Genomic DNA, 12,542 nt, shown 5'->3' on the forward strand with positions numbered 1-12,542 from the left:
TTACTATTAAACTTAAAATAATTGTATCAATTTAATAGTTAGGGTATCATCGAAATATGAATGTATATCCGAATATCTCATATATAGCTAAACTAATTGCTGAACCTACAAGAGCAATCATCTTAGATTGTCTAATGAATAATCAGGCACTACCTGCTAGTGAATTGGCTTATATGGCAAAAGTGTCACATCCAACAATTAGTTCGCATCTTTCTAAATTAGTAGAAGGGAATTTACTTACAGTTGAACAACATGGTAGACATCGTTACTATCGACTTGCTAATCAAGAAGTTGCAGAAGTGCTTGAAAAGTTAGGGACAATTGCACCAACAGTTCAAGTTCGCTCTTTAAAACAATCAAGCCAACTAAAACAAATTCGTTATGCCCGAACTTGTTATGATCATCTTGCAGGCAAACTCGGTGTAGAGATAACTGAAAAATTACTAGATAGGCAATTTATAATTTTAGAGGATGGAGAATACATTGTAACGGAACAAGGTAAGAAATGGTTTCTGAATTTTGGAATAAATGTTGATGAGGCAGATACAAAAAGGAGGGTATTTGCAAAACCTTGCCTTGATTGGAGTGAACGGCGTTACCATATTTCTGGTTGGTTAGGGTCTGCAATTGCAAAACTGCTTTTTGAACAGGGATGGATTACGAAAACGGATAAGAACCGAGCTGTCCATCTTACAAAGAAAGGTGTAAATTTATTGGAAGATCAATTAGGCATTGATATGAAAACTGAGGAAAGAAAAGCTTGAAATTAGAAAAGTCCGTCAAAATGAAGGGCTTTTTTCATTATGGTAGGAGTGTACATGAATAATAGGATGTTACTAATAATCGTTGCCAATAAAAAATCTTTCTTTTTATTCTTCTTTTTTAAGTTTTAAAGGAGAAAGCTAGGCTTCTTATTTTTACTAATGTTATAATAAGAAAAAAGCACGAAAAGAGGTCATCTCATGCTAGAGGTTATTGCAACATGTTTAGAAGATGTAAAACGAATTGAAAGCGCTGGCGGGAAGCGGATTGAATTAATTTCATCTTATACAGAAGGTGGTTTAACACCGAGTTATGCTTTTATAAAAAAAGCGGTAGAAGCGGTAAGTATACCAATTCATGTTATGATTCGTCCGCATGCGAAGTCTTTTACATATACGGAAGAAGAAATTGAAATGATGAAAGAAGATATTATAGTTGCGCAGAAGTTAGGAGCAGCTGGTGTAGTATTAGGCGTATTAAACGAACGAAATGAAGTGGATGAAGAGAAATTAGCGGACTTACTATCTGTTGTAGATGGAATAAATGTAACGTACCACCGTGCGATAGATGATATAGAAAATCCAGTAGAAGCAATGAACACTTTAAAGAAGTTTCATAAAGTGACTCACGTTCTAACTTCAGGTGGACAAGGAAATATAGTAGAGAATATTCCAGTGCTTACAGAAATGCAAAAGGTAAGCGATGGTCAAATTCAGCTTGTAGCTGGAGCTGGCGTGACGAAAGAAAATATAAAGCGATTGCTAGATGAAACTGGAATTTCGCAAGCTCATGTCGGTACAGCGGTAAGGGAAGGAAAATCATGTTTTTCTGAAATAGACCCTAATTTAGTACAAGAATTAGTTAAAATCATAAAATAAGTGCTTAAGAAAGAGGAGAAATGATGAAGGAAAATACGAAGAAAGAATTATTCTCTTGGGCTAAAACGATAGGTTTTACCCTTGTATTAATTGCTATTATTCGCGGTGTTTTATTTACACCTTCTTTAGTGCAAGGTGAATCAATGATGCCCACTTTAAAAAATAACGAACGAGTTCTAGTGAATAAGATTGGTTATAGTATAAGTGGATTAGATCGCTTTGATATTATCGTCTTCCACGGAAAAGAAGGATACGATTTAGTAAAACGAGTAATTGGTTTGCCAGGAGATACAGTTGAGTATAAAAATGATGTTTTATATGTAAACGGAAAAGCGATGGAAGAACCATATTTAAAAAAGTTTAAAGAAAAAGCAGTAGGCCGTGTATTAACTCCAGACTTTACGTTAGAACAAATCACTGGGAAAACGAAAGTGCCAGAAGGCCAAGTATTTGTTTTAGGGGATAATCGTGAAGTTTCTAAGGATGGTCGCATGTTTGGCTTTATTTCAGAAGATGAAATTGTCGGAAAAGGACAAGCTGTTTTCTGGCCGTTGGAACAAGTAAGAGCGTTATAAAGAAAAAGTATGGGAGAAATATTCTTCCGGTGGATTTAAATTACATTTTTTTGTAAAACTGAATGTTCAATTAAGAAAGACAGAGGTCATTTTGATTATTACTTTTCAAAATGGCCTCTGTTTATTTGAAGATAGTATTGCAAGGAGGGAATTTAAATGATAAAGAAAGAATCAGAAATTATCTTAAACAGGAAAGGAGCCAGGAAAGTAAACGAAATTCCTAAAGAGGTCTTACAATTACTACAGCAAGGGAAAGTAGAAAGTGTTAATCTAACAGAATGGCTAGCTATAAATCATATTGAACTACTTAAAAATGTCTTACCTTCAATAGGACTCAAGAATAGTTTGGAATGTATAGTAGCTGAATTAGAAAAACAGAACGTTGAAACAGGAATGAAAGTCATACGAATAACAGGGACTTTATTGGATGAAATTATACTCAAAGAGAATGATAGAAATAAGGAAGACGTACTGTTAAAATTATCTAATCATATTTCAGATAGTGTACGATGTTGGGCAGCGTTTATGAATAAAAAATCAAATGACACATTAAAAGATACATTAACATACATTCGACCTTTTGCGGCGGATCATCATTTTGGTGTTCGAGAAATTGCTTGGATGTCTATTAGAGAAGAACTTTCACAAAATATAGAAGAAAGTGTGGAATTGTTAGTAGAATGGGCAAAAAATGAAGATGAGAATATTCGCAGGTTCTCTGTAGAATCTATTCGTCCTCGAGGTGTATGGAGTAAACATATTGAAATATTAAAACAAGAACCTGAAAAAGCACTTCCTATTCTTAATTTACTTAAATCAGATCCATCAAAATATGTACAAGATTCGGTTGGAAACTGGTTAAATGATGCAAGTAAAACTAAACCGGATTGGGTAATGAACCTGTGTAAAGAATGGGAAAAGGATGCTGACATAAAATCAACTAGTAGAATTATTAAAAAAGCTAAAAGAACGATTTTGAAAAATAAGTAATATACAACTAATAGACTCGGTAGTTGTACGAAGGAACATTCAATCATGTTAAAAAAGAATAATTTGAATAACTATGAGAAGAGCATGTATTGATCAATACATGCTCTTTATATTTACTTTTTTATTGCAGCTTTTATTCTAATAGTTTTGTAGCAATGTGAACGTTAGAAATTGAACCGTCGTGATTTCTAGGGTTAATTTTATATTCACTGTCAGGAAGCGAATCACTCCAATATAAATTACATTCACTAATAGTTCATTCTTCACGTGTTAAAGTTTTTTCAATCATCCAAGAGCCTTTCATTTTATATAAATCACATATTATTTTTGTTTTTTAATAGCGGACAAAATATATCGGATTATGTACGTGAAAAAATATTGATAGAATTGAAAGAATATTTTATAATTTTAAATTATATGTTTGTTTCGAAAAACGGAATTTAAGTTCCGTTTTTCGGAACGAAAGGGAGATAGAATGAGTATAAATAAAACGGCAGTTAAGACAATGGATATTTTAGAGTTGTTTTATGAGCATGAAGAGCTAAGTTTAACTGAGATGGTTCAGCTTACAAATATGCCGAAAACATCTGTTTATCGTTTAATTGGCTCGTTAGAAGAGATGGAGTTTTTACAAAAAAACGAAAAGGGGAAATATCGTTTAGGGGTCGTATTTTTACGGTTCGGTCAACTTGTTTCACAACGATTATCAGTAAGGAATATAGCAATTCCTTATATGAAAGAGCTTAGAGATAGTTTAGGACAGGCAGTTAATTTAATAATTCAAGATGGTAATGACGCAATTTATGTTGAAAAGATGGAAGGTGTTCAGCCAGTACGCGTATATACGGCGGTTGGAAGAAGAGCACCGCTTTATGCTGGTGCATGTCCGAGAATTTTACTATCGTATTTTTCTGAGGAAGAGAAACGGAGATACATAGAGGAAGTGGATTTAAAACAGTTTGCAGATGGAACAATTGTGGATAAGGAACAATTGCTAGAGGTGTTGCAAATGGCAAAAAAGGAAGGCTACACAATTAGTTATTCTGAGTTAGAAAATCATACAGCCGCAATAGCAGCGCCCATTTTCGCAAGTGATGGAACGGTTGTAGCAGGTATGAGTATTTCGGGATTAGCAATTGAGTACAGCGAAAGTAACATTTCATATTTTATCGCTAAGGTGAAAGAAACAGCACATCGCATTTCGAAAGAACTCGGCTTTTTGGCATAGAAAGAGGGAGTAGGATGAAATTTTCTGCGTTAGGGGATCAAGCAATTATTGTTACATTTGGTGAAGAAATTAAGATGGATATATATGAGAAAGTACAGCGGTTATTTCAAGCACTGCAGCAACATCCGTTTGCAGGAATGATTGAGTGCGTTCCGTCGTTTACTTCATTAGCTGTTTACTACAATGTATACGAAGTATGGAAGAGAAATGAGAGAAGTGAAAGGTCATATGATTACGTTCGCCAGTATATAAAGGAGCTGTGTGATTCTTATAAAGAAGAAGTAAAACAGGATGTGAAACATATTTCTATACCAGTGTGCTACGGGGGAGAATATGGACCTGATTTAGAAGAGGTTGCACATTATAAAGGTTTACAAGTAGAAGATGTGATTCGAATACATAGTGAAACTACATATTTTGTATATATGTTAGGTTTTACACCAGGGTTCCCGTATTTAGGAGGACTATCAAAAGAATTAGAAACACCTAGAAAAGAAATACCGCGGTTACAAATCTCACCTGGTTCGGTAGGAATCGGCGGAAATCAAACAGGTATTTATCCACTTGAAACACCGGGTGGATGGAATATTATTGGTCGAACACCAATCTCCTTATTTAATCCGGAAGAAGAAACACCAACCTTTATTCAAAGCGGTATGTATTTACGATTTATCCCAATAACGAAGGAAGAGTACGTATCACTTGAGGGGGCTAAAGAATGGATGTAGAGGTTTTGCATGCAGGAATGTTTACAACAGTCCAAGATTTAGGGCGATCTCATTATCAACAATACGGTGTACCAGTTGGCGGGACTATGGATCAAAGTGCACTTCGGATGATCAATATGTTAGTTGGTAATGAGGAGAATGAAGCGGGACTCGAAATGACGATTATGGGACCTAAATTGTTAATAAAGAAAACGACTTTACTTGCGATTGGCGGAGCAGATATGGAACCGTTATTGAATGGAGAACGTATCCCGTTATGGCGTCCCATTTTAGCGGAAGAAGGTAGTATGCTTTGTTTTGGAAAAGTGAAAAGTGGTTGCAGAGCGTATGTAACTTTTGCGGGTGGTATACATATTGAGCGTACAATGGGAAGCAAAAGTACGTACATACGTGCTGCGATTGGTGGTATAGAAGGAAGAATGCTGAAAAAGGGTGACTACTTCCAAATTGGTGCACAACCAGAAATGGCGAATCGTTTCATTCAAGACTTACAAAAAGATGAGTGTATAAAAACGAAGTGGGCAATTAGCAACAGCGTACTACCAAAGTATAAGAAACATCCTAAGCTTCGTGTCATAGCTGACTTTGAATATAATCAATTTACAGAAGAAAGTAGAAAGGCATTTTTTACGAAAGAGTATAAGGTATCTAATTATGCTGATCGTATGGGCTATAGGGTTGAGGGAGAAGTTTTAAATAGGATTGAAGAAAAAGAGATTTTATCGAGTCCTGTTACATTTGGAACCATTCAAGTTCCTAATGGTGGACAGCCGATTATATTAATGGCAGATAGGCAAACGACAGGTGGCTATCCGAGAATGGGAAATATCATTTCAGTAGATTTACCTCTTCTTGCCCAGCTAAAGCCGGGGGACTATGTTTCTTTTGAGAAAATTACGCTTGAAGAAGCGGAACAATTGTACATAGAACAAGAAGTAAATATGAATCTATTAAAGAAATTCATCGCTTTACGAAGCTGAAATTAGGAGGAATACATTATGACTACAATCGATTTAAACTGTGATTTAGGAGAAAGTTTTGGCGCTTATAAAATGGGGAATGATGATGAAATTCTTCCGTTCGTTTCCTCTATAAACGTTGCTTGCGGTTTTCATGCGGGTGATCCGTCTGTTATGCGTCAAACTGTTGAAAAAGCTTTGGAGCATAACGTAGCAATAGGGGCGCATCCTGGATTTCCTGATTTAATTGGATTCGGTAGAAGAAACATGAATGTTTCAGCAAGTGAAGTATACGATTATGTTTTATATCAAATCGGCGCATTAGAAGGGTTTGTAAAAGTGGCTGGCGGGAAGATGCATCATGTGAAACCGCATGGAGCTCTATATAATATGGCGGCAACTAATCCGGAAATTGCAGATGCAATTGCAAAGGCAATTCATCATATAAATCCAAGTTTATTACTTTATGGATTAGCAAATAGCGAGGCGTTTATACAGGCTGCAGAAAAATACAAAGTAACTCTCGTACAAGAGGCTTTTGCGGATCGTACATATAAGCAAGATGGTACATTAACGAGCCGTACAGAAGAAAATGCGCTTATAAAAGATGAAGACGAAGCGATAAAGCAAGTACTTCAAATGGTGAAAGAAGGCCATGTAAATGCGGTCAATGGAGAGACAGTAGCAGTTCAGGCGCAAACGATTTGTTTACACGGTGATGGGGAAAAAGCAGTGCAATTTGCAGAAAGAATATACAGAACATTCAAACTTAATGGGATTTCTATTTGTGCACCGAAATAAAAAATGAGAGGAAGTGCTAGAAATGATTAAATTAATCGGAATACTACTTGTTGCAGTGGGCTTTTTATTTAGATTAAATACACTTTTAGTAGTTATGGTTGCAGGTATTGTTACAGGGATGGTTTCAGGGTTAAGTTTTTATGATGTGATCAGCATGTTCGGTAAATTTTTCATAGAAAATAGATATATGTCTATGCCAATTATATTAACTTTACCGGTAATCGGAATTTTAGAGCGTTACGGTTTAAAAGAAAGAGCAGAAGCACTTATAACGAAATCAAAAGGAGCAACAACTGGAAGAGTATTAATGTCATATTTTACGATAAGAGAATCATCAGCAGCACTAGGGCTTAATATTGGTGGGCATGCACAAACGGTAAGGCCGCTCGTTGCACCGATGGCAGAAGGGGCCGCGCAAGGTAAATACGGTAAACTTCCTGAAAAATTAAGAGAAAAGATTAAAGCAAACGCAGCTGCTGCAGAAAATACAGCTTGGTTTTTCGGAGAAGATATTTTCATCGCAACTGGTGCTATTTTATTAATGAAAGGATTCTTCGATTCAGTAGGTATGCATGTCGGAGTATGGGATATGGCACTTTGGGGCATTCCAACTGCAATATCTGCACTTATTGTAAGCTGGATTAGATTTAGAAGGTTTGATAAATATATAGAGAAAACAATGAAGGCAGAAGGAAAAGAAGAGAAGGAGGCAATTTAATATGAACATCATCACAATGGATACAATCTATTATGTATTAGGGATAATCGTTGCTTTTATCGCTGTTCGTATCGCATTCGATCGTGAACATCCAAACAGATTCGGTTCTAGTTTATTTTGGGCATTGTTTGCAGTTACATTTTTATTCGGAAATGTAATTCCTTCGTTTTACGTTGGCTGTATAGTGCTCGCTATGGTCGTTTTAGCTTCACTAAATAAAGTAACAAAATCAGAGGAAAAAGAAGTTCCAGTACAAGAACGTGTGAAACATGCTGAGAAATTAAAAAATAAAATTTTTATGCCTGCACTATTAATTCCTATTTTTACAATTATCGGTACGTTGACGTTAGGGAAAATTAAATGGGGAAATGTCTCTCTTGTTGATCCAGATAAAGTAACATTAGTTGCATTAGCGCTTGGTGCATTACTCGCATTCGTTGCGGCGATGCGTATTACAAAATCAAAAATAACAACGCCTGTACAAGAAGGAAGCAGACTATTACAAGCTGTCGGCTGGGCTGTTATTTTGCCACAAATGTTAGCAGCACTTGGCGGTATATTCGCGAAGTCTGGCGTTGGACAAGTTGTTTCAGACTTAGTTGGACAAGTGCTACCGACAGAGTATCCGTTCGTTGCTGTTATGGCGTACTGTTTAGGCATGATGCTATTTACAGTCGTAATGGGAAATGCATTCGCAGCGTTTGCTGTTATTACTGGCGGAATTGGCTTACCTTTAATAGTTCAAATGCACGGCGGAAACCCAGCAATTATGGCAGCACTCGGTATGTTTGCTGGATATTGCGGAACGCTGCTTACTCCAATGGCAGCAAACTTTAATATCGTACCTGCGATGCTTTTAGAGCTAAAGGATAAAAATGCGGTTATTAAAGCACAAGTACCAATTGCTCTTTCAATTTTTATCATAAATATGTTTATTATGTACGGCCTTGTATATCGTTTCTAATTAGGAGGATAAAACTATGAAAACAGTATTATTAACAGGGTTTGATCCGTTTGGCGGAGAAAATATCAATCCAGCTTGGGAAGTAGCAAAAGGTTTGCATGAAAAAACAATTGGAGAATACAAGATAATAAGCAAACAAGTACCAACTGTATTTCATAAATCAATAAGCGTATTAAAAGAGTATATAGAAGAACTAGCGCCGGAAATTATTATATGTATCGGACAAGCTGGGGGCAGACCAGATATTACGATAGAACGTGTCGCAATTAATATTGATGATGCAAGAATTGCTGATAATGAAGGGTATCAGCCGGTAGATGTACCAGTTGTAGAAGAAGGAGTGATTGCATATTGGTCTACACTTCCGATGAAAGCAATCGTAAAAAAACTTCGCGAAGAGGGCATACCGTCATCTATTTCACAGACGGCAGGCACATTCGTTTGTAATCACTTATTCTATGGACTTATGCATGAACTAGAGAAACATGATAAGAAAATAAAAGGTGGATTCATTCACATTCCGTTCTTACCAGAACAAGCGAGTAATTATCCAGGGCAACCGAGTATGTCACTTTCTACTATTCGTAAGGGGATAGAATTGGCAATCGAAGTAACGACGACAGTTGAAGTAGATATTGTAGAGGTTGGGGGCGCAACGCATTAAGTAAAATGAATTGTACAACACCTCCTGTAAACAACTGGTATAATAAGAATAGGAAAATACATAGAGGTGATTTTTGTGCAACAATTTGAAGAAGTACGTTCAATTTTAGAAAAAGCGAAGAAAATTACAGTATTAACAGGCGCGGGTGCAAGTACGGAAAGTGGTATTCCAGATTTTCGTTCAGCAAATGGGTTGTATGCTGATACGAATGTGGAGATGTATTTATCAAGAGGGTATTATAATCGAAGTCCGAAAGAGTTTTGGAAGCATTATAAAGAAATCTTTCAAATTAATACGTTCCATCAATATAAACCAAATCGTGGACATCGCTTTTTAGCTGCGCTAGAAGAACAAGGGAAAGATATTACGATTTTAACGCAAAATATTGACGGTTTACATCAATTAGGTGGCAGTAAGCATGTCATCGATTTACATGGAACACTTCAAACAGCACATTGTCCAAAATGTAAATCAGGCTATGATTTACAGTATATGATTGATCATGAAGTACCGCGTTGTGAGAAGTGTAATTTCATTTTAAATCCAGACGTTGTTTTATACGGAGATACATTGCCGCAATATCAAAATGCTATCAAACGTTTATATGAAACAGATGTGCTTATCGTTATGGGAACATCACTAAAAGTACAGCCTGTCGCTTCATTCCCGCAAATTGCAAAGAGGGAAGTGGGAGCAACAACTATTTTAGTAAATGAAGAGTTAACAGGACAGGAATATAACTTTGATTTTGTTTTTCAAAATAAGATTGGTGAGTTTGTTGAAGGGTTATCGTCGGTTAAATAAGTTATTATTTTTATGAAAAACTGAGGTGTATAGAGAACACCTCAGTTTTTTGTTTGAATAAAATTCATGTTATGACTTATGAAGGGGAATGGTAATAAATAGGTTATAAAATTAAAAAACTGAAAATTAAATCTTTTATTTCTTTAGTAATTAATATAAAATTCTATATATATCATATAAATAAATTTGATACATAATGATTTTGCGTAGAAATGTTAATAGAATGAAGCGAGGGAGCGAAATGAGACAGAAAAAGGAGCAGAAAAAACAATCGAAAAAGAAAAAGACTCATATTCCATTTCGGTTAAATGTACTATTTTTTATTGTCTTTCTTTTATTTTCAGCTATTATAATTCAATTAGGTAAAGTACAAATCATTGATGGAGAAACGTATAGAAATGAAGTAAACAAAAAGGAAGATGTAACGGTAAGTACTCCCGTTCCTAGAGGGAAAATGTTTGATCGACAAGGTCACGTTATTGTAAATAATAAACCATTACGAACCGTTACATATACGAAAATGAGAGGAGTGGACTCAAAAGAAGTTTTACAAGTAGCAAGAGATTTAGCTAAGCTAATTGAAATGTCGCAAGAGGACATGGATAAGTTAACAGAGACAGATAAAAAAGATTTTTGGATGCAGTTAAATGAAAATCGGGCAGCAGCGAAAGTAACGAAAGAAGATGAGAGTAAATTTAGAAAGCAAGAAATAGAAGGAAAAGAGTTAGATAAAAAAGTAGAAGAACTGCGCCGGGAAAGAATTACACAAGAAGAATTAAATGAGCTTTCAAAGGAAGATATAGAAGTATTAGTAATTAAAAGCAAAATGAATGCGGGATATAAAATGACTCCGCAAATCGTTAAAAAAGACGTAAGTGAAAATGAATATGCTGTCGTTAGTGAAAGGTTGGCAAGTTTACCGGGAGTGGATACAACAGTAGATTGGGAACGTGAATACCCAAATGATAAAATACTGCGCTCTATACTAGGTAGCGTTTCTAATGAAAATGAAGGATTGCCAAGAGAACAATTAGATTATTATTTAGTTCGTGATTATAATCGAAACGACCGTATTGGTAAAAGTTACATCGAAAAACAATACGAAGATGCACTACATGGAACGAAAGAACAGTCTAAAAATATTATGGATAAAGCAGGGAAGATTGTTCGAACAGAAAAAGTGACTGAAGGAAAAAGTGGAAATAACTTGATGTTAACAGTCGATATGGATTTACAGAAAAGAGTAGAGGGAAGCCTTGAAAAGAATTTACGAGCCTTTCATGCTGCAGAGCCGATGATGGATCGTGCGTTCGTAGTAATGATGAATCCGAAAAACGGTCAAATTTTATCAATGGCAGGAAAGAAAATTGTAAATAAAGATGGCGGTATGCAAATAGAAGATTATGCATTAGGAACGATGACAAGTTCTTATGAGTTAGGGTCAACTGTAAAAGGGGCTACTTTATTAACTGGATATCAAACAGAAGCGATTAAGCCGTATACACACTTCTTTGATGCGCCAATGTATTTTAAAGGAAGTTCTAAGCCGAAGAAATCGTGGAAAGAATTTGGGGATATTGATGATTTAAGAGCTTTGCAAGTGTCATCGAACGTTTATATGTTTAATACAGCTTTAAAAATGGCAGGCATTAATTATGTTCCAAACAATCCATTAGATATTAAACAAGAAACATTTAATAAAATGCGCTACTATTTTAGACAATTTGGCCTAGGTGTGTCGACTGGTATTGACCTGCCAAATGAATCGATCGGTCAAATAGGTAGAACTGATAACATACCCGGATTTTTACTTGATTACGCGATTGGACAGTATGATACATATACGCCGCTTCAGCTTGCGCAATATATTTCAACCATTGCAAATGGCGGTTACCGAATGAAACCACAAATTGTACAAGAAGTTAGAGAGCAACCGAATAGACCAGAGGATGCAGGAAAAGTCGTTCGGTCGATTGAACCAGTTGTATTAAATAGAGTGGATATGGAAACTTCGTACATTAATCATGTAAAAGAAGGATTTAGAAGAGTTTTTCAAGAAGCTGACGGAACCGGAACCGGAACATTTAAAGGTCTACCATATAAACCAGCGGGAAAAACAGGAACAGCTGAGACAGTATATGGTGGAGAAAGTGATATTGGAAGAGATGAGAACAACAACCGAAAAAAATGTTATAATTTAACTCTTGCCGGTTATGCACCATATGATGCGGATCCGGAAGTAGCTTTTTCAGTTGTTGTACCATGGGTGAATGATGATAAATCAGGAATTAATTCTGCGATTGGTAAAGAGATTTTGGATGCGTATTTTGAATTAAAAACAAATAGATCAAATACAAATTCAATTCCAGTAGAACAACCGAACAAGGCACAGTAAAAATAGTATCACTGCATGGAAACATATTGTGCAGTGATATATTTTTTGAGTTAAAAAGCGCTTTATAAGGTGGGAA

Annotated in this window: 13 protein-coding genes; all 13 read left to right on the top strand. The window is 35.7% G+C overall.

The features are described 5' to 3' along the window. Positions 1 to 56 precede the first annotated feature (56 nt). The gene (locus CQ064_RS27685; protein WP_001103808.1) at positions 57 to 764 is read left to right on the top strand and encodes an ArsR/SmtB family transcription factor; all 708 of its coding nucleotides are present in this window, start codon (positions 57 to 59) and stop codon (positions 762 to 764) included. A gap of 198 nt (positions 765 to 962) precedes the next feature. Continuing rightward, the gene (locus tag CQ064_RS27690) at positions 963 to 1,640 is read left to right on the top strand and encodes a copper homeostasis protein CutC (protein ID WP_000895109.1); all 678 of its coding nucleotides are present in this window, start codon (positions 963 to 965) and stop codon (positions 1,638 to 1,640) included. A 23-nt stretch (positions 1,641 to 1,663) separates the two neighbouring features. Continuing rightward, entirely contained in the window at positions 1,664 to 2,215 is a 552-nt protein-coding gene (gene lepB, locus CQ064_RS27695; RefSeq protein ID WP_000662498.1) for a signal peptidase I, read from the top strand. 156 nt (positions 2,216 to 2,371) lie between these two features. Then, positions 2,372 to 3,205 carry a DNA alkylation repair protein gene (locus tag CQ064_RS27700; RefSeq protein WP_000591608.1) on the top strand — a complete coding sequence of 278 codons (834 nt, stop codon included), beginning with the start codon at positions 2,372 to 2,374 and terminating at the stop codon, positions 3,203 to 3,205. Positions 3,206 to 3,680: 475 nt separating this feature from the next. Next, on the top strand, positions 3,681 to 4,433 hold the full coding sequence (locus tag CQ064_RS27705) for an IclR family transcriptional regulator (RefSeq protein ID WP_000026366.1): 753 nt from the start codon (positions 3,681 to 3,683) through the stop codon (positions 4,431 to 4,433). Positions 4,434 to 4,447: 14 nt separating this feature from the next. Further along, positions 4,448 to 5,161: a 5-oxoprolinase subunit PxpB gene (gene pxpB, locus CQ064_RS27710; protein WP_000672267.1), complete on the top strand. Its 714-nt coding sequence runs from the start codon at positions 4,448 to 4,450 to the stop codon at positions 5,159 to 5,161. Further along, the gene (locus tag CQ064_RS27715; RefSeq protein ID WP_000382243.1) at positions 5,152 to 6,141 is read left to right on the top strand and encodes a 5-oxoprolinase subunit C family protein; all 990 of its coding nucleotides are present in this window, start codon (positions 5,152 to 5,154) and stop codon (positions 6,139 to 6,141) included. Before pxpB ends, CQ064_RS27715 begins: the two co-directional genes overlap by 10 nt. 18 nt (positions 6,142 to 6,159) lie before the next feature. Next, the gene (gene pxpA, locus CQ064_RS27720) at positions 6,160 to 6,921 is read left to right on the top strand and encodes a 5-oxoprolinase subunit PxpA (RefSeq protein WP_000207325.1); all 762 of its coding nucleotides are present in this window, start codon (positions 6,160 to 6,162) and stop codon (positions 6,919 to 6,921) included. Between the two features lie 22 nt (positions 6,922 to 6,943). After that, entirely contained in the window at positions 6,944 to 7,639 is a 696-nt protein-coding gene (locus CQ064_RS27725; RefSeq protein ID WP_000593392.1) for a DUF969 domain-containing protein, read from the top strand. Position 7,640: 1 nt separating this feature from the next. Then, positions 7,641 to 8,603 (top strand): DUF979 domain-containing protein, encoded by a 963-nt coding sequence (locus tag CQ064_RS27730; RefSeq protein WP_001021658.1) that lies wholly within the window; start codon positions 7,641 to 7,643, stop codon positions 8,601 to 8,603. Positions 8,604 to 8,619: 16 nt separating this feature from the next. Next, positions 8,620 to 9,267 carry a pyroglutamyl-peptidase I gene (pcp, locus tag CQ064_RS27735; protein ID WP_000859711.1) on the top strand — a complete coding sequence of 216 codons (648 nt, stop codon included), beginning with the start codon at positions 8,620 to 8,622 and terminating at the stop codon, positions 9,265 to 9,267. A 75-nt stretch (positions 9,268 to 9,342) separates the two neighbouring features. Beyond that, positions 9,343 to 10,071 carry an NAD-dependent protein deacylase gene (locus CQ064_RS27740; RefSeq protein ID WP_001183810.1) on the top strand — a complete coding sequence of 243 codons (729 nt, stop codon included), beginning with the start codon at positions 9,343 to 9,345 and terminating at the stop codon, positions 10,069 to 10,071. Between the two features lie 241 nt (positions 10,072 to 10,312). Next, a complete protein-coding gene (locus CQ064_RS27745) occupies positions 10,313 to 12,466 on the top strand; it encodes a peptidoglycan D,D-transpeptidase FtsI family protein (protein ID WP_001249196.1) in 2,154 nt (717 codons plus the stop codon). Positions 12,467 to 12,542 lie beyond the last annotated feature (76 nt).

Source organism: Bacillus sp. MYb78, assembly GCF_002975115.1.
GTDB classification, from domain to species: Bacteria; Bacillota; Bacilli; order Bacillales; family Bacillaceae_G; genus Bacillus_A; species Bacillus_A cereus.

Excerpts from the sequence above, each read along its gene's own strand:
- CQ064_RS27725 (WP_000593392.1), top strand. The coding sequence starts at position 6,944 with ATGATTAAATTAATCGGAATACTACTTGTTGCAGTGGGCTTTTTATTT.
- pxpB (WP_000672267.1), top strand. The coding sequence starts at position 4,448 with ATGAAATTTTCTGCGTTAGGGGATCAAGCAATTATTGTTACATTTGGT.
- CQ064_RS27700 (WP_000591608.1), top strand. The coding sequence starts at position 2,372 with ATGATAAAGAAAGAATCAGAAATTATCTTAAACAGGAAAGGAGCCAGG.
- CQ064_RS27690 (WP_000895109.1), top strand. The coding sequence starts at position 963 with ATGCTAGAGGTTATTGCAACATGTTTAGAAGATGTAAAACGAATTGAA.
- CQ064_RS27730 (WP_001021658.1), top strand. The coding sequence starts at position 7,641 with ATGAACATCATCACAATGGATACAATCTATTATGTATTAGGGATAATC.
- CQ064_RS27705 (WP_000026366.1), top strand. The coding sequence starts at position 3,681 with ATGAGTATAAATAAAACGGCAGTTAAGACAATGGATATTTTAGAGTTG.
- pcp (WP_000859711.1), top strand. The coding sequence starts at position 8,620 with ATGAAAACAGTATTATTAACAGGGTTTGATCCGTTTGGCGGAGAAAAT.
- lepB (WP_000662498.1), top strand. The coding sequence starts at position 1,664 with ATGAAGGAAAATACGAAGAAAGAATTATTCTCTTGGGCTAAAACGATA.
- CQ064_RS27715 (WP_000382243.1), top strand. The coding sequence starts at position 5,152 with ATGGATGTAGAGGTTTTGCATGCAGGAATGTTTACAACAGTCCAAGAT.
- CQ064_RS27685 (WP_001103808.1), top strand. The coding sequence starts at position 57 with ATGAATGTATATCCGAATATCTCATATATAGCTAAACTAATTGCTGAA.
- pxpA (WP_000207325.1), top strand. The coding sequence starts at position 6,160 with ATGACTACAATCGATTTAAACTGTGATTTAGGAGAAAGTTTTGGCGCT.
- CQ064_RS27745 (WP_001249196.1), top strand. The coding sequence starts at position 10,313 with ATGAGACAGAAAAAGGAGCAGAAAAAACAATCGAAAAAGAAAAAGACT.